Origin of the sequence: Streptosporangium sp. NPDC049644, from assembly GCF_040675205.1 — a bacterium.
Taxonomy (GTDB): Bacteria; Actinomycetota; Actinomycetes; order Streptosporangiales; family Streptosporangiaceae; genus Streptosporangium; species Streptosporangium fukuiense.
The window spans coordinates 14,219-36,651 of record NZ_JBFAOJ010000041.1; the positions used below are offsets into that span (position 1 = coordinate 14,219).

Annotated in this window: 21 protein-coding genes and 2 pseudogenes; 7 read left to right on the forward strand and 16 right to left on the reverse strand. The window is 68.4% G+C overall.

The window, feature by feature from the left end; all coding sequences use genetic code 11:
- The first annotated feature begins 70 nt into the window (after positions 1 to 70).
- A complete protein-coding gene (locus tag AB0J58_RS22785) occupies positions 71 to 292 on the forward strand; it encodes a hypothetical protein (protein ID WP_364218502.1) in 222 nt (73 codons plus the stop codon).
- A 143-nt stretch (positions 293 to 435) separates the two neighbouring features.
- Positions 436 to 580: pseudogene (locus AB0J58_RS22790) on the forward strand (IS30 family transposase); the annotation flags it as partial.
- A 146-nt stretch (positions 581 to 726) separates the two neighbouring features.
- On the opposite strand, the gene AB0J58_RS22795 reads toward AB0J58_RS22790, so the two are convergent.
- The 9 genes from AB0J58_RS22795 to AB0J58_RS22835 all read right to left on the reverse strand — a co-directional run bounded on the left by AB0J58_RS22795 (position 727) and on the right by AB0J58_RS22835 (position 13,935).
- Entirely contained in the window at positions 727 to 1,764 is a 1,038-nt protein-coding gene (locus AB0J58_RS22795) for a radical SAM protein (RefSeq protein WP_364218504.1), read from the reverse strand.
- A 403-nt stretch (positions 1,765 to 2,167) separates the two neighbouring features.
- Positions 2,168 to 2,284, reverse strand: coding sequence for an ALQxL family class IV lanthipeptide (locus AB0J58_RS22800; RefSeq protein ID WP_364218506.1), 117 nt, complete (start codon positions 2,282 to 2,284; stop codon positions 2,168 to 2,170).
- A 287-nt stretch (positions 2,285 to 2,571) separates the two neighbouring features.
- On the reverse strand, positions 2,572 to 4,413 hold the full coding sequence (locus AB0J58_RS22805; protein WP_364218508.1) for an ABC transporter ATP-binding protein: 1,842 nt from the start codon (positions 4,411 to 4,413) through the stop codon (positions 2,572 to 2,574).
- Positions 4,395 to 6,149, reverse strand: coding sequence for an ABC transporter ATP-binding protein (locus tag AB0J58_RS22810; protein WP_364218510.1), 1,755 nt, complete (start codon positions 6,147 to 6,149; stop codon positions 4,395 to 4,397). The genes AB0J58_RS22805 and AB0J58_RS22810 overlap by 19 nt, the downstream gene beginning before the upstream one ends.
- 295 nt (positions 6,150 to 6,444) lie before the next feature.
- Positions 6,445 to 6,558 carry an ALQxL family class IV lanthipeptide gene (locus tag AB0J58_RS22815; RefSeq protein WP_364218512.1) on the reverse strand — a complete coding sequence of 38 codons (114 nt, stop codon included), beginning with the start codon at positions 6,556 to 6,558 and terminating at the stop codon, positions 6,445 to 6,447.
- Positions 6,559 to 6,711: 153 nt separating this feature from the next.
- A complete protein-coding gene (locus tag AB0J58_RS22820; protein ID WP_364218514.1) occupies positions 6,712 to 8,544 on the reverse strand; it encodes a prolyl oligopeptidase family serine peptidase in 1,833 nt (610 codons plus the stop codon).
- Positions 8,541 to 11,312, reverse strand: a complete 2,772-nt coding sequence (gene lanL / locus AB0J58_RS22825; protein ID WP_364218515.1) for a class IV lanthionine synthetase LanL — start codon at positions 11,310 to 11,312, stop codon at positions 8,541 to 8,543. The genes AB0J58_RS22820 and lanL overlap by 4 nt, the downstream gene beginning before the upstream one ends.
- A gap of 489 nt (positions 11,313 to 11,801) precedes the next feature.
- Entirely contained in the window at positions 11,802 to 12,623 is an 822-nt protein-coding gene (locus AB0J58_RS22830; RefSeq protein ID WP_364218517.1) for a protein phosphatase 2C domain-containing protein, read from the reverse strand.
- Positions 12,624 to 12,756: 133 nt separating this feature from the next.
- Entirely contained in the window at positions 12,757 to 13,935 is a 1,179-nt protein-coding gene (locus AB0J58_RS22835) for a leucine-rich repeat domain-containing protein (RefSeq protein ID WP_364218519.1), read from the reverse strand.
- Positions 13,936 to 14,197: 262 nt separating this feature from the next.
- Between AB0J58_RS22835 and AB0J58_RS22840 the strand changes: the two genes are divergently transcribed.
- Positions 14,198 to 14,563 carry a DUF1801 domain-containing protein gene (locus AB0J58_RS22840; protein WP_364218521.1) on the forward strand — a complete coding sequence of 122 codons (366 nt, stop codon included), beginning with the start codon at positions 14,198 to 14,200 and terminating at the stop codon, positions 14,561 to 14,563.
- A 69-nt stretch (positions 14,564 to 14,632) separates the two neighbouring features.
- Positions 14,633 to 14,758 (forward strand): annotated as a pseudogene (locus AB0J58_RS22845) (IS5/IS1182 family transposase); the annotation flags it as partial.
- Between the two features lie 86 nt (positions 14,759 to 14,844).
- Here the strand turns inward: AB0J58_RS22845 and cutA are convergent.
- Positions 14,845 to 15,189, reverse strand: coding sequence for a divalent-cation tolerance protein CutA (gene cutA, locus AB0J58_RS22850; protein WP_364218523.1), 345 nt, complete (start codon positions 15,187 to 15,189; stop codon positions 14,845 to 14,847).
- 215 nt (positions 15,190 to 15,404) lie between these two features.
- Positions 15,405 to 16,325 (reverse strand): hypothetical protein, encoded by a 921-nt coding sequence (locus tag AB0J58_RS22855; RefSeq protein WP_364218524.1) that lies wholly within the window; start codon positions 16,323 to 16,325, stop codon positions 15,405 to 15,407.
- A 380-nt stretch (positions 16,326 to 16,705) separates the two neighbouring features.
- On the opposite strand from AB0J58_RS22855, the gene AB0J58_RS22860 reads away from it, so the two are divergent.
- From AB0J58_RS22860 to AB0J58_RS22870, 3 genes are all read left to right on the forward strand, one after another.
- A complete protein-coding gene (locus AB0J58_RS22860) occupies positions 16,706 to 17,824 on the forward strand; it encodes a DUF5685 family protein (RefSeq protein ID WP_364218526.1) in 1,119 nt (372 codons plus the stop codon).
- 76 nt (positions 17,825 to 17,900) lie between these two features.
- On the forward strand, positions 17,901 to 18,320 hold the full coding sequence (locus AB0J58_RS22865; RefSeq protein ID WP_364218528.1) for a hypothetical protein: 420 nt from the start codon (positions 17,901 to 17,903) through the stop codon (positions 18,318 to 18,320).
- 48 nt (positions 18,321 to 18,368) lie between these two features.
- Positions 18,369 to 18,935: a flavoprotein gene (locus AB0J58_RS22870; RefSeq protein ID WP_364218530.1), complete on the forward strand. Its 567-nt coding sequence runs from the start codon at positions 18,369 to 18,371 to the stop codon at positions 18,933 to 18,935.
- 338 nt (positions 18,936 to 19,273) lie between these two features.
- On the opposite strand, the gene AB0J58_RS22875 is transcribed toward AB0J58_RS22870, so the two are convergent.
- The 5 genes from AB0J58_RS22875 to AB0J58_RS22895 all read right to left on the reverse strand — a co-directional run bounded on the left by AB0J58_RS22875 (position 19,274) and on the right by AB0J58_RS22895 (position 22,343).
- Complete coding sequence (locus AB0J58_RS22875; protein WP_364218532.1) at positions 19,274 to 19,822, reverse strand: hypothetical protein; 549 nt, start codon at positions 19,820 to 19,822, stop codon at positions 19,274 to 19,276.
- A gap of 483 nt (positions 19,823 to 20,305) precedes the next feature.
- On the reverse strand, positions 20,306 to 20,542 hold the full coding sequence (locus AB0J58_RS22880) for a hypothetical protein (protein WP_030921016.1): 237 nt from the start codon (positions 20,540 to 20,542) through the stop codon (positions 20,306 to 20,308).
- Between the two features lie 121 nt (positions 20,543 to 20,663).
- Complete coding sequence (locus AB0J58_RS22885) at positions 20,664 to 21,050, reverse strand: hypothetical protein (protein WP_364218534.1); 387 nt, start codon at positions 21,048 to 21,050, stop codon at positions 20,664 to 20,666.
- Between the two features lie 3 nt (positions 21,051 to 21,053).
- Complete coding sequence (locus tag AB0J58_RS22890) at positions 21,054 to 21,476, reverse strand: hypothetical protein (RefSeq protein WP_364218536.1); 423 nt, start codon at positions 21,474 to 21,476, stop codon at positions 21,054 to 21,056.
- Positions 21,477 to 21,716: 240 nt separating this feature from the next.
- Positions 21,717 to 22,343, reverse strand: a complete 627-nt coding sequence (locus AB0J58_RS22895) for a hypothetical protein (RefSeq protein WP_364218538.1) — start codon at positions 22,341 to 22,343, stop codon at positions 21,717 to 21,719.
- Between the last annotated feature and the right edge of the window lie 90 nt (positions 22,344 to 22,433).

Sequence of the window (22,433 nt, forward strand, 5' to 3'; positions counted from 1 at the left end):
CGGACTCCACCCACGTGATGATCAGATCCCGGCAGGACACCGTGACGGTTCCGGGCCGGAACACGATCTCATGGCTGCACCCATCAGGACGCGGAAGGATCTCGTCAAGGATCACCACGCCGCGTGGCCCGTCCTGGGACGGCACGGCGATGTCGAGTGTGAAGCTCGAAACGCCCTCGTAGCGGATGAGCAGGTCCTCTTCATGCTTCCAGCAGTTGTGCTTGAAAGCGATCTCCACAGAGGTCTCCCCATCGACCTCTCCGAACGAGATCCGCTTGTGGACGTCGTCTGAACCGTGACCTCCTATCGACACCAGGGGGTCAAAGATTCGGACGTCGTTGACATGCGCGGGCGCGGCAACGGGCCCGCACATGGGCCAGGGTCGCTCGCCGGCAGATCGGGCAACGTCGGCGTGTCGGGGACTGGGGGGCGATGCCGGGCAGCCCATGGCAGCGTGGCACCAACGAGCTGCTTCGCCAGTACTTCCCCGAACGCACCGACCTGTCCGTCCATACCGCGGTCAACCCGCGCACCGTTGAAGAGCGTCTCAACACTCGCCCCCCGCAAGACGCTCGGCTGACGCACTCCAGCCGACGTCTTTGATCAAGCTCTGGCTTTATGACTATCCGTCACCGTTACGATGATCACCCGAATTCGCCCTGCGAGAGCCTGAAGCCGGGGCGACTCGGGAGTGCGTACGGAGACGCTCCTTGTGCCCAAACGTTGTCAGGATTCCGGTACGGAGTATTCGGGCCGTCGGTCGATGCGCCGCCTGACCTCATCGGATCCGAAATGGTAGTCGATGTGCCGGGTCGCCTCCGCCCAGTCGGCCCAGGTGCTTACGGCGGAGAGTGCGTCGACGACGAAAGGATCACTCCATCGTGCGACCGCCCTGTCCCACAGCGTCTCCGGATCTTCGGTCAGCAGGCTGCCGACGGTGCCCTCATAGATGGGCATGGCGCGCACCTGTCCATCGGGTTCGACCTGCATGAGAGGGAACCCGAGTCGTTCGACGACAGCCGGATTCATCTGCAACATGAAGTTGTCGTTGGTCGTCACTAGAACCGAAGCGGGGACCAGGTCCTGCAGGCTCTGCCGGTGCTCGGCGCTCGTGAGCGTCCTGAGCTCTTCCTCTGTGAGGAGCTCACGGTCGCTGAACGCGGGCCTGCTGGCAAGACCTGACGGGACGGCGGCGCCGAAGGTGAGAAACCGCATCTCCGAGAAGCGGGACGCGGCCATCCTGCAGAACTCGCTCATCTGGTGGAAGTTGCCGCGCATCACCACGCAGTCGATCCCGAACAGTAGGGCGTCGAGACCGCGCTCCGTTCGGCTCCGGGAGATGCCGTCGAGGAGGGCGAGTGCGTTCATGGCGCGGTCGAAGGAGCCGGACCGCCCGCGGATCCGGTCGTGCGTCGCGGCGTCGGCCCCGTCGACGCTCACCGTGATCCTGGAGAACACCTGTGCCGCTTCTTCCGCCGCCGAGGGCGTCATCGTCCACCCGCTGGTATAGAGGTTCACGGCGATTCCGGCACGCGAGATGCGCTCGGCGACCTCGTGGACCCCCTTCACGAGCAGGGGTTCGCCGCCCGCGAACTCGACCGCCTGCGGGGCCAGGGAGATGAGCGCGTCGGCGACCTTGAGCATGTCCTCATGGCCCAGCTGCCGCGTCGGCCGCCTGCCCGACTCGGAATAGCAATGTACGCAACGCAGCGGGCACGCATAGGTGATGTCCCAGATGACGTCGCTGGGCTTGGGATGATCCATTGTTCTGTCCTCTCGCCGGTGTTCGGCCAATGGCGCTTTCAGGGGTCGTCGCGGCTGACGGCCGGGTCCTCGCTGTTTCGATGCCCGGCTGTCGGCGTGCGGGGGGTGATCGTGTGACAAGTTCCCGGTGGGTGCCGCTGAGGGGTGTCATCCACCGGCGATACGCGACCCGCCCCGGGCACGGAACCGACGCGATGATGTCGATGCCGAATTCCTGACTCGTCCTTTCTCGCGGGGCCGGAGGCCGAATGGTGGGGCAGGGCTTGGGGGGCCGCGGTGAGGCGGACGCAGCCAGAGGCTCCGGGCCTCACCGCGGGGTCACGGAATCACCTGGGAGGGATCAGCGAGAATGCCGTCCCACAGGGGCACGGCGGCCGATGACCCATGCTGTGGTGCTGCGTGGTCAGACATCGGTGTAGTTGTAGTCGCACGTGTCGAAGCGGCAGGTCTGCTCGCAGGGCCACAGGTTGCTCTCGGTGGCGGCGGGAAGCATGTCGAGGGTCGTGACGTCGAGCTCCATGGGAGTTCTCCTTTTTGTGGGTCTGGGCCGCAGCTCAGTTGTGCAGCGGCTCCCGGTACCGCCGACCCGGCGATCGGGTCGGCGGGGCATGCGAGGCCGAACATGGCGGCCGCCGGAGGCGGCACGCGATGACGACGCTTCTCCCGGTCGCGGAAGCGGACAATGTGCCATGCGACAGGTCTCGTACCAAGGTGCGTGCCGCCTGGAGGCGCGTGGACTTGCGCCGCGAACCGCGCTTCACAGGAGAAGGTGGCCGTCGGAAGAGCGGCGGGGGGCGAGGCGCGGCATCAGATGCCCCCCGCGAGTCGCCGGTCGTGCCCGTGCGGACCGTCGTGCCAGTGTCCGACCAGATCGGCGTACAGAGGTGATCGGGAGATCAGCTCCGTGTGCGTTCCCGCCAGGGCCGAGGTGCTGTCGATCAGCAGGATCCGGCCCGCGCGGGCGGCGGAGCTGATGCGGTGGGCGATCACGATCAGCGTCCCTTCCCGGACGGCGAAGGCCTGCTCCGCCCGCGCCTCGGCGGCCGGATCGAGGTGGCAGGTCGCCTCGTCCAGGATCACGATCCGGGCGGATGAGGCGTAGGTGCGGGCGAGGGTGATGAGCTGCCGCTCGCCCGCCGACAACACGGACGGCTCGTCGATCGTGCCGTCCAGCCCGCCGAGCCGCTCGACGAGCGCGTCGGCCCCTACGGCCTCGACAGCTGCCCCCAGCCGCTCGTCGCCGGCGGTCTCGCGCTCGGGGCACAGATAGGCCAGGTTCTCGCGGACCGTCCCGGCGAAGACGTACGCCTCCTGCGGCACCAGGGCCATGACGGTTCGCAGGTGCCGTTCCGGCACCGTGGCGAGCGGGACGCCACCGAGCCGAACCTGCCCGGAGGTGGGCTCCAGCAGACCGGTCAGCAGCATGGCGAGGGTGGATTTGCCGATGCCGCTGGGGCCGACCACGGCCAGGTGCTCACCTTCGCCGATCGTGAGACTCAGATCCCGTACGACCGGTGTCGCCTCCGGGGAGTAGGCGAAGGTGAGGACGTCCGTCTCCAGGTCGTCGGCGGCGGGGAGACACACGACCTCTGAGCCGACGGCAGGCCGGTGTCGGATAGGCGGCTCCGGGGAGAAAGTGATGGCCTCCGTGATCCGCCGTAGCGTGACCGTGAGAGACACGCCCCATGAGCCGACGGTGCCGAGAAGGGTGCGCAGCGTCGGCTCAAGGCCGGTGGACAGGTAGATCACCACCCCCACGACCTCGCCGGCGGTCAGATACCCGTGCTCGATCAGGGGCGGGGCGGCGAGCAGCAGGCCGATGAGTGGCACGTGCGCTCCGAGCGTCACCACGAGGCGCCTGCTCGTGCCCGCCCAGGCGAGGGCGCGGGTGGCGGCGGCCTGCGCCGCGACGAGTGACCGCAGGGCGTCCTGGGCCTGGGCCTGTGCGCCGCTGGCGGCGACGTCCCGTAGTCCCGCGAGGATGGGCGTCGCCTCAGCGGTCAGGGTCTCCCCGGCGATCACCAGATCCCGTTGACGAACGACGAGCAGACGCAGGAGGCGGGCGAACGAGATCAATGCCACGAGCACGGGGCCGCCGATGATGACGGCGGCCGACGGGGACAGGAGCAGGAGCCCTGCCAGCGCGGCCACCATGGACACCCCGAGTTCGCGGCTGTTCCGCAGCATTCCGGCCATCAGGTTGCGCAGCGTCTCGACCTGCTGGGTGAGGCGGGTGACGGCCGCGCCGTCCGGTGCTTCCCCACCGGTGGAGGCGCGGGTCACGGTGGCTGCCACGACGGCGCGGACGAGGTCGTCTCGCAGGGGTTCGATCACCGCGGCGAGGTGGGGGAACATCTGCCGCGTCGCGACGGCCCTGACCGCCATCGTGAGACCGAGGAGGGCGAGCCAGGCCAGGCCGGCCGCGGGCCGGCCGATCAGGAAGCCGCGGTCGACCGCCGTGGCGATGAGCAGCCCGGACAGCAGGGCCGGAGCCGCCTCGACCAGTGACCAGGCCGCGGCCGCGGCAAGCGGGCGACGCCGGGGGCGCAGAAGCTCCGCCAGCGTCCGCCAGGCGGCCTGAGCGTGGTCCCCGGCAGGGGAGGCCACCGCGGTCCGGGACCGCGTGCTCGTCACGGAGTGGCCGGGCACGATTCCTCCTGATTCTGGACGGCGTGATCTGGCCTGGTCGCCGCCGGAACCGTGATCGGGCTCCTGTCCCGGCCTGCCAGGGCGGCGGGCTCGGAGGCGAACAGGGCACGGTAGGCAGGGTCACGCCAGAGCTCCCGGTGGGTGCCCTGTGCGCGTATCCGCCCGGCCTCCAGCCAGACCACCAGATCGGCCCGGGCCGCGGTCGCCGGACGGTGGGCGATGACCAGGCGCGTGCGTCCTCGCATCCCCTCCACCAGCGCGCTCGTCACCTGAGCCTCGGTCGCGGTGTCCAGGCTGGAGGTGGCGTCGTCGAGGATGGTCAGCCGGGCCCGGGGGAGCAGCGCGCGAGCCAGTCCGAGCCGCTGGATCTCGCCACCGGACAGCGGCGCCTCGGCGGCCGGGGTCCGGTACCCCGCCGGTAGCCGGCGGATGACGTCATCGACGTGCGCCGCGCTCGCGGCCGCGCGGACCTCCTCGATGCCGCTCGTGGCGTTGCCGTATGCGATCGCCGAGGCGATGTCGCCCCCGAGAAGCGCCGGGCGTTCGAACGCGTAGGCCACCGCGCTCCGCAAGGAAGCGGGATCGACCTCGCCCAGAATTTGTCCGTCGAGCAGCACCTGTCCTCGATCGGGGTCCGCCAGCCGTCCCGCCAAGAGGGCGAGGGTCGTCTTCCCCGCGCCTGAAGGGCCGACGACGGCCGTCATGGCTCCGGCGGGGATCTCCAGGTCGATGCCGTCGAGGAGCGGGCCGCCCTCGCGGGTCACCGTGACGCCACGGAAGGAGAGGGTTCCGGGGCCGGCGGCCAGGGGGACGGAGCCGGGGGCCAGGACGGGAAGCGCGAGCACCTGGCATACGCGCTGGGCCGCGGAACGGCCGTAGGCCACGTCCATCAGCGATTCGATCTGACCGACGAAAGCCAGGGCAAGAGTGGTGTACCCGGCCGCGGCGAGAAGAGCCCCCGGTTCCAGCCTGCCCTCGGCGACGCCGAACCCGGCGACCCCCAGCACGAAGACCTCGATCAGCGGCAGCATGAGCGCGAGCTGCCACACACTGCGCGACTGCACCTTCCACAGCGCCTGCCCGGCGGCGGACAGCTCCGGCAGCGGATCGAGCACCCGGCTGATTTCACGATCGACGGTGCCCGCGGCCCGAACCGTACGAATGCCGGCCAGGGTCTCGGTCAGCCGGGTGGCCAGGCGCCCCTGGGCTGCCTGGTAGTCGTCATACAGGCCGGACATGCGGGTGAAGAGCAGCCGTATCACAACGAGGGTGAGAGGGACGCCGGCCAGGAAAGCAGTGCCCACCCGCCAGTCGATGGTGAACAACGCGACGACGCCACCGGCGGAGGTGATCACTCCGACCGCCGTGCGCAACAGCGTCACCGGAACGTAAGCCGTGGTCGCGGTGTTGCTGACCAGGCGGTTGACGAGCTCCCCGGTGGGGAAGCGGGCGGCTTCGACGGCGCTCGCCGCGAGAAGACGGCCAACAAGGCGCATACGGAGCGAGACGACCGCCGAGGCGACGCAGGCGGCGCCGGCGACGACGGAGGCGATGTCGAGCAGGGTCATGCCGACCAGCAGGAGCGCGAGGTTCCTGGTTGCGGGCAGTGTGTTCCGGCCGGCCACGACCGCGTCCACGGTGCCGGCGAGCACCGCGGGCAGAGCAAGTGCGGTGACGCTCCCCGCCACTGTGACCATCAGGGTCAGCGTGAGGGGCGCCCATGTGCCTGTGGCCACGGAGGTGACGAGACGGCCGCCGTTTCTGCGCGTCACCTGCTCCTGGCTCGGTTCTGGCGCGGGGTCTCGCATCGCTTCTCTCTTTGTCGGGTGCGCCGTCGAGCGGCGGCCTGGCGCCCGGCTCGTCGGAGCCGACTCCCGCGGGTGTTGGAAAGGTGGATCCGCGCGTTGATATCGGTCGCGCGCCTCAGAGCGCGAGGGAGAATTGCCACCCCGGCAGGGTGGCAATCCCGGAAAGCCGCCCGGGCTGTCGCGTCAGCTACGGGCTTTTATCCGCCTGAACGGTAAATGTCCGTCAGTCTTGCTCCTCCCTCGACATGTCAGTGCAGTAGTTCGTCATGGTGCACGGGTAAAGACCGCTCTCCTCCGGGGCGGGGAGCATGTCGAGAGTCGTGATGTCGAGTTCCATCGTGGTTCTCCTTTTCTTGAACCAGCGCGCGTTCGCGCGGTGGTCTTTGGTGCCGCCGGCCCAGCCATGGTTGAAGGTGCCGGGGCCGGCGGGGTCTGTGGGCGCCGCTGAGAGAGGCGCGCCGGAAGAAGGGCGCCTCCGTCTTCGGGCGGTCTACCGGTCCTGCGCGGCGAGACGTGACCCGGTACGCAGGAAGGTGACGAGACGTTCGAGGACGACGTGGCCGTCTCGGCCGGCCAACGGGTCGTGTCCTGCGTCTGGAATCTCCAGGTAGGTGAGTGCGGCATCGGGATGACCGACCGTCGCCAGATGGTCGCGTAGTCGTCGCGAGTGGGCGACGGGGATGATCGAATCCTGCTCGCCGTGGATGAGGAGGAGTGGCCGCCGGATGTGCTCGGCCAGCCGGAGCAGGTCGCGGGGACCGAGTTCGTCATCGACGATCTCCTCGCAGCCGCCGAGGCGATCGAGCATGTTGCGTACCGACGTCGGCCCGTCCGCGTACAGTTCCCGGCCGGACAGGAACGGTGCGACGACGGCGGCGCGGGACCACAGGTCCGGCTCGGCGGCGGCCGCCAGCAACGCGAGGTAGGCGCCGTAGCTCGCGCCGTACAGCATGAGCCGGGAGTCGCCGGGCCCGCGCTCCGCCGCCAGGATCCGCCCCAGATGGAGGATGTCGGCGAGGTCGGGCCCGCCCCACGCGCCGCGGATCGCGTCGCGGTGGGCGGCTCCGTATCCGGTGCTGCCGCGCTGGTTGGGGGCGACCACGGCGATGCCTTCGGCGGTCAGGCGCTGGAACAAGGGGTCGTAGGTGAGCTGCCATGCCGCCTCGGGTCCCCCGTGCAGGGCGAGCAGCACGCGCCCGGCGCGGGTGGGGTCGCCGTAGACGACGGCTTCGACGGGGCCACCCGGCCCGTCGAAGCGGCGGGTGCGGGTGGGAGTCCACACGGTCCGGTCGTGGTCGGCCAGGACGGGCGTGGCGAGGGGGGCGGGAACGGTCACCACCTGTGGCGGGAGGTCGGGAGCCGAGTGGACCAGGTGCAGGCCGCTCTCGCTCCAGCGCCCGACGGGCAGCAGGGTTCCGGCCGCCGGGGCGAGCTCCTGGGTGCCGCCCTCCGCCAGGTCGTACAACAGCACGGTGGAGCGGACGCCATGGGCGACCGACAGCGCGAGATGTGTTCCGGCCGGGTCGAGAGCGAGCGGCGTTACCGTTTCCTCGATCGCGTTCAGCCGGTCGGGGAAGACGGTGAGCGCGTCGTCGTCCCACCGGCGGATTCCCAGCCGGTAGGCGCCTGCCTGCTTCTGGGCCGTCAGCAGGACTCCGGCGCGTGGAGCGGCGAGTAGGAGATGCTCCTCCCGTGTCAGGCCGGGCAGAGGAGTCACTGTGCCGTCGGATAGGTCCAGCATCACGGTGCACGCCCCCGGCCCGTAGGACATGGCCAGGGCGAGGAGGTTCCCGCTCTCGTCGAGCCACACACCTCCGCGGAAGAGGCCCGGGATGTCCGCCACGTGTTCGGGGAGTTCGGGCCGGCCCGACAGCCGCCAGACCATCGTGCGGTCGGCGGAGGTCGTGTGGAAGGCCACGGCGGCGGTGCCTGCGGTCTCGCCTGGTACCAGCCTGACGCCTCCGCCCTGGAAGGCGGCCAATTCATGGATCGATGCGACTGTGCCATCCGCGGCGGGGACGACGAGGAGGATCCGGTGATCGCCTTTGGCTGTGACGTGAGCCAGCAGGAGGTTCCCGTCGTCGGTCGGGACTCCGGTGCTCCAGACGCTCTCGCCGTCCCACGGGTGCAGGACGCGGTGCCGCGGACGCATCCCGGTGAGATCCCACAGCTCTGGAGCCGGGGGACGGCGGCCCCGGATGGTGAGGCACGCGGCGTAACGCCCCTTGCCGGAGAAACGGAAGTTGATCCGCCGCAGTTCCTCGGGCAAGCGCGGCGCCACGGTCGTCTTGGCGGTGACCGCGCCTGCCGTCTGCGCGCTCATCGCGCCCCGTCCTCGGCCGGTACGACCACGGAAGTGGCGGGTCCGACCATCCACGAACGGGCACCGCCGTGGCGCAACCGCCGCAAGAAGTCCAGGACTCCCGCCAGGCCGGTGTTCCAGCCGAAGCTCACCTCGGTACCGTTCTCGTTCGGCACCACCAGCAGCCCGTCCCGCATCACCGCACGTGTCCACAGACACGCGGCGAGTTCCTCGGCCTGGGCATGGTAGGCCGGCTCGCCGAGCAGAGCGGCCATGTCGAGCAGGAACTGCCCGTCGCCGGCCAGTCCGTGGCATGCGGCGGTTCCCGAGGAGAGGCGGGACGCGTGGACGGCGGCCGCGGCGCCTCTGGCGGCCTCCAGCAGCCGGTCCTCCCCGGTGGCGTGGTAGAGCCGTACCAGGAAGGTGCCGATGCCCGAGGAGCCGTTGCACCAGTGCGGCAGCCTGCCGCTGCCGCCGGGGGAACCAGCCCACCAGACGCTGTCGGCGATGTGGTCGGCCGCCGCCAGCAGCGTCCGCCCCCCGAGTGAGGCAGTCTCCAGGCAGTCGTCGCGCCCCAGTCCGACACCGGCGGCGAGCAGGAAGGAGGCGATGCCGGCGACGCCGTGGGCGAAGCCGTAGTGGACCACGCCCGCGAGTGACGAGGGAAAGTCCTTGGGGATGGGCCACAGCACGGTGGTGGGTGTGCGCTCGGCGGCCGCGAGGAGGTCGTCGGCGCACCGGCCGGCCATGTCCCGGAACCGGTCGTCGCCCGTGGCGTGCCAGAAGTGCAGCAAGGCCAGTCCCGTCCCGGCCAGGCCGTGACACACGTCGGGGTTCGGCCAGGTGACCGGCAGGCCCAGTGCCAGGTCGATGCCCGCCACGCGTAGCTCGTGGTCGCCGAGCGCCCGGCCGGCCTCATGCAGCCCCCAGGCGATGCCGGCCCGGCCGAAGTACAGTCCCGGAGAGGGCCGCTCCTCGCTGCTCAGACGCCGCAACGTCCAATCCGCGGCGTCTTTGAGGCCGACGGTGACATCGGCTCGCCAGGGCTCCGGGAGGCCGGTCTGTGTGCCGGAGGGAGAGTCCAGCAGCGAGGACAGCAGCGTGAGGACTCCGGCCGAGCCGTACTGGACGGCGCACGGGTCGGCTTTCTCCCCGAATCCCGAGGTGGGCCACAGGTGGCCGCGGCCGGTGGGATCGTCAACGGCGTCGCGGTTCATCCGCCGTAGCGTGTACGCGATCCCGTCGTGGAGCAGACGGTCCTGTTCCACGACGCTGAGGCGGTGATCGGTGACATCGGTGGTGAAAGGGCGTGGCTCGGTGTCCAGCTTGTCGAGGAATTCCTGGACACGCCGCAGATTCCAGCGCCGGGCCGGGTTCTCCCGCATCAGGCCCAGAATCATCGGGGCCAGCGCCTCGGCCACGGGGTTGCCCACTGTCGCCACGCTCACCAGCGCCTCCACACGGGAGTCCCAGGGGCGGGCGTCGCGCGGTTCGTCGTCGGCGAGCATCGGTTGGCAGGCCGTTGCGAGGAAGAGCACAGTCGACCCGAGGGCGTACAGGTCCACTTCGACTCCCGGTGCGGGAGCATACTTGGGCGCGGTCACCTGCTCAGGCGGCGCGAAGCCGGGGGTGTAGGCCTTGCTCACGGAAGTGCCGGGCACGGCGGCCATCTCGAGATCGATCAGCCGGCAGTCGCCGTCGTCGCCGACCATCACGTTGTTGGGTGTGAGATCCCGCAGCACGTAGCCCTGCTGGTGGACGACGTCGACCAGGGCGGTCAGGCAGCGCACCACGGTCACCGTCGTGTCCTGCCGCCGGCCGGGATCGGTGAGCCTTCCCTCTCCGGCCCATGCGGAGAGCACCGTCCCTTCGAGGTGCTCCTGTGCCAGGAACAGGTTGTCACCCTGCTCGAACAGGTCCACCTTGCGACTCGTGATGCTCAGCGGCCCGAAAAGGTCGAGCATGTGCGCCTCGTGGCGGAGCTGATCGCGTTCGTCGCGCCCCTGCAGTGTGGAGCCGAGATGCTTACGCGCCTGCTTGATCACCACCTGACCACCGCAGAGTCGATCCTCAGCCAGGAACACCCCGCCCTTGGCGTTGTGGCGGATCGCCTGGCGCACCACGAACCGATCGGCCAGCAGTACGGCCTCTGGCGGGGTGGTCCGCGCCGGGGTCTGGCCCGAGTCGAAGGGACAGACGGCCCATTCCGGGGGGGAATACCAGGCGTTGCGTTGATCGGTCACGCCGGTGCCGTCCGGCGCGATCAGCCGCGAGGTGTAGGAGCCGTCGTTGTCCAGCACGCCCGGGGCGGAGAACACTCCGTAGCGGTAGTGGACCAGACTGCCGGGCCGGTAGGCCCGGTCGGAGAGGACGGGCGGACCGGGCAGGCCGTAGGTGACCGCATGCAGTTCCTCGGCGATGGCCACAGCCGTCTCGTCGTCCGGCGGATAGACGGTGATGAATTTGCCCATGGACCCGCGGTCGACGCCTCTGGACAAAAGGGCGGCCAGATCGTCGAACGAGGAGGCGAACTTGAACGGGCAGCGGTGGCGGACCAGTACCTCGGCCACTCGCGCCAGCACGACGGGGGCCGACAACTGCGTCGCCGACACGTGCAGCTTCCAGCCCTGCGCCCGGCCGGCGGACTTGGCCGGGGTGATGTACGTCCACGGCTTGTTGCGGCGGATCCCCCGCTCGCCGTCGGCGACCGGATCGGCGTCGCTCCGGTTCGCCTGGCGCCGAAGAGCCCCCCTGACGATGTCTTCCAGCAGGTGGGAGTCCGCGCTCATACGCTCCTTCGCACTCTCCCACTCCAGGCGCGGAGGGAAAGCCGCTGCTCGTTCCGACGCGGTACGCCGAGTGCGGGTCGAGCGCCCGAAGGGGCCGATGCCTGTCATGTCCCCATGGTGTGAGGACATACTTGTAGATCTCTAGGAGATAACTAAAGGGTGTCATCGGACGGGTCGAGTGCTCCCTGAGATGGTCGTTTCGCCGGCTGCCACCCCACCGGGGCCGACCTCCGCGCGCCTGGTTCCAGCGGGTCCGTATCGCCGGCAGAGCCAGGGCAAGTCCTCCGACTCCGGCCGGGACCGCGGCGTTCTACGCCGAACCGGCGATTTCATCGGTGACCTGTTCGGCGGAGGCGGCAAGCGCCGTTGAAGCTCGTCGGTTCGTGACCGCTGCCGGAAGAGCCGCATCAAGGCTGTCCCGCCAAGCACGGACCGCTGGAGAAGGTTCGGCGGTGGGAAACGTGGCGGCGCCGGGGGCGTCCACGTGCTCTAACAGAATTTCCAGAGCGCCGCGGTGGCGTCGTCGTGGGTCTTGGCGCGAGGCCACCGGGAGCCGTCCGGATCGTCGTGCTCGGCCTCGCGGACACGGCGGATCAACTCGGCGGGGCCGGGATCGTCCAGCAGGTCGAGGATCTGGCGCCAGGTGGTCAGGTGGAATCGGGCGGCGAGCCGGGATGCTCCGTCACTGAGCAGCGCGGCGGCGCGTACCTTCTCGGTCGGGAGGGTGCCGGTGAGAGCCTGTTCGGCGGCGAGGGGAGCGACCGCGGCGACCCAGAACCCGCCGTCGCGGTTGCGGTGATCGCGTAGTGCCTCCACATACCGCCGGTGGGCCGCGGTGTGCTCGGGACTGCCGGAGGGCAGGGCGTCCATGGCCGCCCGATGGGCCGCACCGACCCGTGCCTCTCGGTCATCGCAGACGACCAGCGGTTCGGCCGTGCCGAGCACGTCCAGCACGAGGACGGAATCGGCCAGGACGAGATAGTCCAGCGCGTCGGCTGTCCGGCGGAGTACGACGACGGTGGCCGAAGGGGAATCGGGATGGTTGAGGTCGCAGACGAAGTCGTGCAGGGAGGCCACCGTCTTGATGGCTTCGGCCAGGATCTCCGTCAGCGCCTTGTCGTCCTGGACCAGGGCGGTGATGAGTGTTGAGCCGAGCGATTGCGTGTACCAGGCGACACCGTGAGCACACCCCGATTCCGAGTCCGCCGGGGCGCCGGCACCATCGAGCAGGACGACGGCGTTCGGCGTGGCGGCGACGAAATCCTCGTTCGGCCGCCCGGGGGCCGCTTCGGTGGCGAAGGTCACGCGCATCGGATGCAGGTCTCCTCGTGACGGCAGAGCGGACTGGCCAGTCCCGCTCTGACCGGTTCCCCGACCGCCGGGTCCTATTCCACGTGGTCGGACAGGTTTCGTTTCGGGCAGGTCGGCTACCACGCAGGTCGAGCTAGAAGAAGACGGGAAGGCTCCCGAGCCATTCAGGAGGAACTGTGAACCGGTTGCCGCTCAGGCCGAGTCCGTTCAGGGTGGTGAGATTCCTCAGTGACTCTGGCAGGGAGGTCAGCTGGTTATAACTCAGATTGAGCCAGAGCAGGGCCATGAGGTTTCCCAATGACTCCGGCAGAGCGGTCAGCCGGTTACCTCCCAGGTCGAGCCTGGTCAGGCCGGTGAGGTTTCCCAACGACTCGGGCAAGGCGGCCAGTTCGTTTCCGGCCAGGTCCAGTTCCGCGAGGGCGGTGAGACTCGCCAACGACTCGGGTAAAGCAGTCAGCCGGTTATCGCGCAGGTCGAGCCGGAGCAGGGCCGTAAGGTTTCCCAACGACTCGGGCAGGGCGGTCAGCCGGTTGCGGCGCAGGTTGAGTTCGGTCAGTGCGGTGAGGTTCCCCAGGGAATCGGGCAGGGCTGCCAGTTGATTGTTGTACAGGTTGAGCCGGGGGAGATTGGTGAGGTTCCCCAGGGAATCGGGTAGGGCGGTCAGCCGGTTGTGGCGCAGGTTGAGTTTGGTCAGTGCGGTGAGGTTCCCCAGGGAATCGGGCAGGGCTGTCAGCCAGTTTCTGTGTAGGTCGAGTTTGGTCAGTGCGGTGAGGTTTCCCAGTGACTGGGGTAGGGCTGTCAGTTCGTTGTTGCGTAGGTCGAGTTGGGTGAGATCGGTGAGGTTCCCCAGGGAATCGGGTAGGGCTGTCAGCCGGTTGTGGCGCAGGTCGAGTTTGGTCAGTGTGGAGAGGTTCCCCAGCCATTCCGGCAACGCCTCCGGGCCGCGGCAGGACAGATCGAGTGTGGTCAGGGCGGTGAGGTTCTCCAGCGACTCGGGCAGGGCGGCCGACTGGTTACCGCGCAGGCTGAGCGTGGTGAGAGAGGTGAGCTCTCCCAGCCATTCCGGCAATGTCTGCAGACCGAGCCCGGACAGGTTGAGCGTGGTCAGAGCGGTGAGGTTCCTCAATGACTCGGGCAGGACGGCCAGCCGGTTGTAACTCAAGTCGAGCTTGGTCAGGTGAGTGAAGTCGCCGAGCAGCTCGGGCAACGCCTCCAGCCCTAGATTGGACAGGTGGAGGCTGGTCGATCCGTTCCGTAGGCGCTTGCGGATCCGTGCGACGGCGATCGCCTGCCCCGTTTCGGACCACATCATGATCTCCCTCTTGTCATCGCTCGTGCCCGGGCTCGTCCTCCTGTCACGCCGTTCTTCGGCCCGTTCCCTCGGTGCCGCTTCCGTCAGGAGCACTGTCGACGAGGCTAGAGACCGAGACTGGAGACCAACTTGTAGGTCAGTGGGGGCCTGGTGGTGGGTGATCGCGTTCCGGAATTCCTCGCGACCGACGCGGAGACAGGTCGGGCCAGGCAGGACATATTTGAGACGTCGATCAATGTCTCGTTTCACGTACGCTCGGATCATGGTGCGAAGTCAGGCGGAAGATGTGGACGGCTACCTCGCCGAGGTGCCCGAGGAACGCAAAGAGGCTCTGATCCGGCTGCGTGAGTTGTGCCGTGCGGAACTGCGGGGATTCACCGAGGTGATGGCGTACGGGATGCCCACCTATGAGCGAGACGACATCGGGGAGATCAGCTTCGCGAGCCAGAAGCAGTACATCTCCTTCTATCTGCTGCGCAGCGAGGTCCGCGAAGCCTTTGCGGAGCGGCTGGCAGACCATGACATGGGCAAGGGCTGCCTGCGCTTCCGCGGGCCGGAAAAGATCGACTTTGTGCTCCTCCGGGATCTGCTGCGGGCCACGGTGGCCGGACCGGGCAAGATCTGCTGACTGCCGTGACGCGAGGTCGGCGGGCATCCGCGCACCCGGTCGGTCCGTGTGCTTGTCGGCCGCGCCTGCCTGCGCAGACGGCAGATTCTGCACACCATTCCGGAGAAACGCGACCAGGCCGGTCACCGGCTTCGCCGAGGATCGACCGGTGGCCGCCCGCCGGGGTCCGACCGCGAGATGTACGGACGCAGACACAACGCCGAGTGCCGGATCGGCCTTCTGGTGATGTCCGTGACCCGGGAGCGCAGCTTGTGGAGGACCTCATTCAGTGGGAACCGTCTCTATTCGCCTGAGGCCGGAGACGTCTCCCGTCTGATCCAGTCGAGGTAGTCGGTGTTGCCAACCACCAGGGGGACCGCGACGATCTGTGGCACCTCGTAGGAGTGCAACTCCCGCACCCGCCGGGCGAGGTCCTCGAACCGCCCCGCGGTGGTCTTCATCAGCAGCAGTAACTCCTCGGAGCGCTGGATCTCGCCCTCCCACCAGTAGACGGACTCGATCGGAGCGATGATCTGGCAGTCGGCGGCCAGCCGCCGGCCCACCACCGCCGAACAGATCCGCTCCGCCTCCTCGCGGCTGCTGGTGGTGACACGAACCTCGACACAGTCCGAAGCATTCTCGACCATGCCGACACCCTGCCGAATCATCCCCATGGGCATCAAGAGCGGCACTCCGCGGTCAGGAGGCCTGAATGTCATCGACGACGGCGTGATCACATCAGGGGGCCGGCGGCACCAAGCCTCGCCGAGGACGGGTTCGCCGGACCCGGCGCGGACATCCGACCGGTGTCGGGTGATCCGCACGGATCCGACCCCGAACCTCGAACCGGAGAACCAGCAGGTCAGTCGTCCACGAGATCCAAGGGATCGAGGGGAGTCGACGGGTCGAACAGTCTGGGCAGCTCGCCCGTGTACAGCATCTTCAACACCAGGGTCACCGGCCCGTCCTGCTTGATCTTCAATGTGGCCCGCAGCACCGCGCCGTCCCCGGAGCCGACCTCGTCGTGCGTGATGTCCTCGACGAGGTCGGACAGCGGTGTGCCGGACTGCGTCACGGCCTTCGTGGTGAGCTTCCCGGTGAAGGTCTCCTTCACCCCGGTCCCACGCGGCAGCACGCACACGACGTTGACCGCCTGGTCGGTCGTGGCCGCGGGGCGGCGCAGTCCCACGCCGTACAGCGCCACGGCCGTCGGTGCGGGTGGTGCCGTGACCGCGGCGGCGACCACGTCGCCCAGACACTCGGCGATCGCGGCGTGATCGGGGTCGGCCGCCAGGGAGGGGCTGCCGCCCAGGGCGCTTGCCACCGGATCGGCCGAGGCTCCGGACACCAGCACCGAATCGGTCACCACCACCTGGTTGAGCTGGTTGAGCAGGCCGAGCTCGCTGCTCAGCGCGCTGTCCGGGGCGATCGCGCCGTCGGCGGCCAGCGTCAGTCCCTGCTGCCCACCGATCGTGCGCGGCTTCGCCCCCAGGGCGGTCAGCTTGGTACGGATGGCCGCCGCGTCCTGCTTGCCGTCGATACGGATCGCGGTATTCGGCGGGTTACCCAGGGAGACGGCCCGGACGGCCCCAAAGACGTCGATTCCGGTCTTCTCGGGGAGCAAGCGCGCGCTGCTGCCGAGCGCGCCGAAGCCGAAGCCGATCGCCGGCAACCAGCGTTCCTCCTTCTTCTCCGGGCCGCTCGCGGTGACCACGCCCAGCTCGCGCCAGTGCGTCATCTCTCCGTACTCCAGGTATTCGGCGGCCGGTCCGCCGGCTGACAACGCTTTCATCATCTCGCGCAGTCCGCTGGATTCTCCGGCGCCGGTGACCGGGGAGTCCGAGGCACCCGGGGGCCTGGCACCCGGGGTGGCCGGGGCCGGGTCTTCCGCTCCGCCGCAACCCGTCACGACCAGGCCTGACATCGCAAGAAACAACCCGAGCCCACGCACATTCGGAACCTTGGCCATTGACCGCCCCGGTCGCCGCCGTGAGCAGAGGGTCAGTGCTCTTCTCATGATCTTGTTCCTTCAGGTTTGTGAACGAGATCATTGTCCGGGTCCCCACTGGTGTTTCGGTGAGAGATCACTGCAACCGCGGCATTGCAAGTATGTGACAAGTGAAAGCTGGCAGGCTGGGCGACGGACATTCAGGGAAGGGACCTATGTTTGGGATTGTTCGCCCATGCCGGCACGGGATGTGCGGTGGGCTGTTCAAGGAGTGGATGGCGCACCTGTGCGGGCTCTGCCTGGCCCTCAGGGACGAGCACGGGCACGCCTCCAGGTTGGTGACCAACTACGACGGTCTGCTGGTGTCCGTGCTCACCGAGGCGCAGGCACCGGCTTCCTCCCCGCACCGGCGTGCGGCGGCCTGCGCCCTGCGCGGGTTCAAGGGCGCGGACGTCGTCGAGGCCGAGGGGGTACGGCTGGCGGCCGCGGTCTCGCTGATCCTGGCTGCGGGCAAGGTCAGGGACCACGTCGAGGACGGCGACGGCATCTACGCGCGCCGATTGGTGGCGGCCGGTGCGGGGCGGGTGGCCGATCGCTGGTCGGCCGCCGGATCGGATACGGCCTCCGCCCTCGGGTTCGATCCCGCTCCGCTGCTCGTCGCGGTCGAGGAGCAGACCCGGCTGGAACGCCTGCCGAACCCTAGCCTGCTCCAGCTCACCGCCCCCACCGAGGCCGCGGTCGCCGCCGCCTTCGGGTATACCGCCGTACTGGCCGGCAAGCCGCACAACCAGGAGACGCTGGAGGAGGCCGGGCGCTACTTCGGCCGCCTGGCACACCTGCTGGACGCCGTCGAGGACCTGGCCCGCGACCGCGCCCAGGGAGCCTACAACCCGCTCGTCGCCTCGGGTACCGACCTGGCCGTCGCGCGGCGGCACTGCGACGACGCCGTGCACGGATTGCGTCTGGCGGTGGCCGAACTGGACCTGGAGCGACGCCATCTGGTCAACGCGCTGCTGGTCAAGGAGACCGGCCGCGCCACCGGCCGGATCTTCGGCGAGGCCGAGCAGGAGAGTCCCGAGGCGCCCCCGCGTGATCCGCGGCTGAAGCCGGACCCCGGCGGGCTGCTGTCGCTGCTGTGCATGTCGGCGGCCTGCTGCACCTGCGGGCTGTACCGGCCGCCGTGGGACGAGGATCGCTACAAATCGTGCGGTGAGCGCTGCGACCCCGGCGGCTGTGACGGCTGCGGGCAGTGCTGCAACGGGTGTTCGGGGTGCTCCGACTGCTGCTCCGGCTGTTCCGACTGCTGCGACTGCAACTGCAACTGCGACTGCTAGGGCGCGTCGTCGAAGTGTCACAGTCGCCTGCCTTCGGGCAGGTGGCCTTGGTCGAAGAGGGAGAGCCGGTGGGACGATGACGGACGACAATCTGCGCTTCGCCTCGGCGGACGAGTTCGCCGCCTGGCTGGAGGCGAATCACCGAACCGCCCGCGAGGTCTGGGTCGCCATGCCGAAGAAGGGTACGGCGGTGCCCTCGACCTCCAGGGCCGAGGCCCTGGAGGTCGCCCTGTGCTATGGCTGGATCGACGGCAAGTCCTTCTCGGGAAACGTGCCGGACGGCTGGTGGGCCCAGCGCTTCTCACCGCGCAGGCCCCGTAGCTCATGGTCGAAGATCAATTGTGTCAAGGTCGAAGAGCTCGTCGCCGCCGGTCGGATGCGGCCGGCCGGGCTCGAACAGGTCGAGCTGGCCAAGGCCAACGGCCGCTGGGCCGCGGCCTACGCTCCGTCGAGCGCGGCGGAGAACACGCCTGATCCGCCGGCGGCGCGATCCTAGCGGGGCCGGTACCTTCTGGTGGGTGAAACCGGTGTTGGGAGTCGACGCGTGAGCCAGTCCGGCAAGGTCCTCTACGTCATCGTGTGCGCCGCGGGCGGCGCCGACGACGTGGGACGTCTCGTCACCCTCGCCCAGGACAAGGGCTGGGTCGTCCAGATCGTCGCCACCCCGTCCGCGCTGGACTTCATCGACGTCCCCGCCCTGGAAGAGCAGACCGGCCGCCCCGTCCGCAGCCGGTACCGCAGGCCGGACGAGCCCAAGCCGCCGAGAGCCGATGCGATCATCGTCGCTCCCGCGACCTACAACACGATCAACAAGTTCGCCCAGGGGATCGCCGACACCTACGCCCTCGGCCTCCTCGCCGAAGCCCCCGGGCTCGGTATCCCCGTGGTCGTACTGCCTTCCGTCAACGGCGGCCTCGCCTCCCGCGAGCCGTTCCGCCGGAGCGTCGAAAGCCTTCGGGCCGAGGGCGTCCCCGTCCTGCTCGGCTCCGCCGCCGGAGGCGGGGAAGCGGAGAGCCATCCCTGGGCCCTTGCCCTCGAAGCCCTCGAAGGAATCGGGCGGCTCCGTCGCGAGAGCACGGAAGCGGCGATCCCGGAGGAGGGCCGACCGTAGATCGCCGCCCGGAAACGATCACGCGCGGGAATCCGGTGCCGTGCGCCGTGTCGATTCCCGGGCACTGTCACGTACCGGCGATCGTCACGGGACGCGGTATGCGCGGTGCGAATCGCCTGGGGGCCATGGCCGTAATCCCGCTGCTCACCGTGCTCGCATGGTTTCTTTCCACCGCGATCAGGGCCACGGGGAATGTCGAGGAGAGCGTTACCCCGGAGCGGGAACTGTACGGTCTCGCGCACCGCTGCCGGGATTCCTATTTCCTCTTCGACGACTTCGACACCGATGCGAGGAACCTGCTTGCCCGGACGCGGGCGGCGGAACCATATCTACAAGATTTATCCCACATCGCCCGCTTGCTCCATGGATTCCATAATGTCGGCGATCATGCGAGTTGCCATGGTTTCGTCGTTGGTTAGATGATTGATGTAGTCGGCCAGCAGAACGAGGGTCGCTTCCAGGGCGTTCATCTCGGCTTCGGTCCAGGGGCCGTACTGCTTGCGCCAGAGCGTCGGGCTCAGGCCGATGGCGCTGGCGGTCAGCATGCCCGCCATGGCGGGGATGGCCTCGGGCTTGACGCTTATGGTCATCTTGCGCATGCTGCCGATGACGTAGGGCACCACGGATTCGACCACGTCACGGTCCTGCTCCTCGTGGGCCTGGCGCAGCCACTCCATGTACAGGTAGACGAGCGTGCAGGCGCCGTCGAGCACGTCACCGGCGTCTTCGCTGGAGAAGGATCCGAAGAACTCGTCGATCAGTTCTCGCTGCTTGGGGTCGGCCTGCGAGATGCCCTCGCGAATACGGGTGAGAAGCGAGTCGACGTAGAGCAGCGCGGTCCCTACATCACCAACCGGGGCATATTCCGGGTCAAAGGAAGAAAACATCGCTACCTCGCTTGTGGCTTGATATCCGGCCTGCCATACCGGGTGGTTGTGGCAACGTCTCTGTCGAAAAGTACTCCCTCAGGAAGCGTCGCAAGGCGGATATTCGGGCAACTGAGTAGGTGAGGATTAGGGCGCAATCCCGAAAACATGATGATCTCCAAAATTTTCGGGACGGATGATCTTCCAGGCCGGGCCGGGCCGCGGTCGCGTCGTCGTGGATTTTCGTCCGAGGCCGCGGGGAGCCGTGGGAGCCGGTGTGTTCGGCGTCGCGGACCCGGCGGATCAGCTCGCCGAGGGCCTCGCGTCAGGCGGCCGCCCCGAGCCGGACAGGTAGAGGTCGCGGACGAATCGCCGGCGCCTCCGTCGCGGATCCGCGGTCAGGTGTCCTCGCCCGACAACGCGCCGGGCCGAGAGTGCGATCGGCGGGCGGAGACGTGGGCGCACGCGCCGAGCGCGAGCGGGTGCGCTCGGCGCGAGGGGTCCTCAGTACGAGGGATCCGAAATGGACTCGGCCCGGTAGATGTCCATCGGCTCCTCGCCGTCCTCGTCCACGCCCACCTTCCTCAGCCGCAACGTTCGGCTGCCGATTTTCAGGGAGCGTTCACCATTGATCTCCGTGGACGCGAACACCGTGACCGAGTGACCGTGCATATCGCGTACCTGGTCGTATTCCGGTCCGTCAGGAATGTCGAGCTTGATGCGCCTCGTCTGGAACGTCACTCTCCCAGTGTGAAAGCCCCGGCTTCGAAAATCGATCGCGCGCGCAATGATATTTGGCATCGGTTTCAACCGGATGGTTATGGCGCTCTGCCCGGGACGACGCTCCCGCGGCGGGCGGGAGCTACGGCAGCGGATCGATCTCAAGGCTCTGGTCGTACTGGACGAGCTCGGCCCCGCGGTCCGTGAGGATGGGCCATCGGGTGGCGCGGGCACACCAGATGACGTGTCCGGCCGTGATGTCGCGCGATCCGTCGAGGATCTCCGCGATGTCCCCGACCTTCCCGTGTGTGAAGTCATCGATCTTCACGCCGGGCGTCGTGACGAGCTCGAACAGCTCCACCTGGGTGGAGATCGGGGAGATGGACAGGACGGCCGCGAGGCTGGTCGCCGGGACGCATATCCCGCCACCACGGAAAAGGCACATGGCGGCGACGCTTCTGGAGTACTCGGTCTTCGCCACCGCGATGTCGACCAGCGCGCTCACGTCGAGCACTCGACCGGGAAGCACGGCTCAATGCCTCCTGAACGGGCGAATGCCGATCTGGCCCCACTCCGCCTCGGAGATCTGGTCGACCCCGAGGGATTCGGCTGCCACGTCGAGGTCTTCTCGGTGCAGGTTCCAGCGGTGCATCAGGGTGATCACGTGGGGTTTGTTGCCGATCTCTCGCTGGACCGCCGTGTGGATCACGTCGACGAGGCGGTTTCCGGTCAGCCGTGCCTTACGAGAGAGCGCCTCATAGTCCGCTTTATCCAGCTCTATAGTGATAGAGGTTTCGGGAGCTGATGTGCTGATGGTCTTCTGTCCTTCTCTGAGCTGAAGATGTGCCAGCCAGAGCGGAACCGAATCCGATTCATGTCTGGCGCCATCTTGATCATTCGCTGATGGTTTTTCCGATCCTGTGCCGTCTCGCCTTGTCGGCATGGAGTGGGCCATAAGCTCGACAGTAGCTGTGAATTGCGGATTATGGCAGCACTTCTACATGACTTCGACGGCAGGTGCGAGCGGGATTCCCGGTCGCGTGCCGACTGTCGTCCGCGTCACCTGCCTTTCCGTACCCCGAGATCGCGTCTCATCTCCGGTGGGGACGTCGTCGGTTTCGGGCATCCCCGGGACTACGCGTATCTCTACGCAACCAAGCGTATCCACATATGTGCATATGTGCAGGTCCCAAATTCATTGTTCACGGAAACCTGATGGCTGGGTGGGGGCGGATGGGCCTGGAGCGGGATCGGAGGGGGCTGAGGTGGGAGTGGCGGTGCCGCAGAATCCCGCGGCCCGCCGCTGCTCTGCTATCTGGTCGACCGGTTTCCGGTACTCCGACTGCTCCTCGGGTGGCGGCTCGTACCGCCACGAGTCGCTCTCGAGGACGAAGCCGAACTCCGTCGTGTCGCCGAGCCGGCTGGCCCGGACTATGGCGGTGTCGCCAGTGATCGCGACATCGGCGATGGTGAGCGGGGAGTTCGCCACGAGGGGCGGGCAGAGGCCGAACAGCCTCACGTACTCCTCCCGGGTGATCAACCCCTGTGCCCCGGTGGTCCACAGGTCCCAGAAATCACCGTAGGAGCCACTGCCGTACGCGTCGAGCGCCGGCTGGGCGGCCTGGCGGACCGAGGCCTCCGAGTGCTCGGCATCGGGCGTCGGAGCCGCGAGCGGCGGTGAGGAGGGCGGGTTGAGCACCATGAACACGGTGATGACGGCCCCGATGACCATACCGAGGGCCATGACGACTATCACGGTCAGCCCGCGCCCCGTCTCGCCCCGCGGCGGCTGACCGTACTGCGGCGGAGGCGGATAGCCCACGTGCGGTCTCCGGAGGGCCGACAAGAGCGGATGAACGTGATCATAATCCCCGCAGCTCGCGGCTGGCCACGGTCGCCGCCCACATTAGGA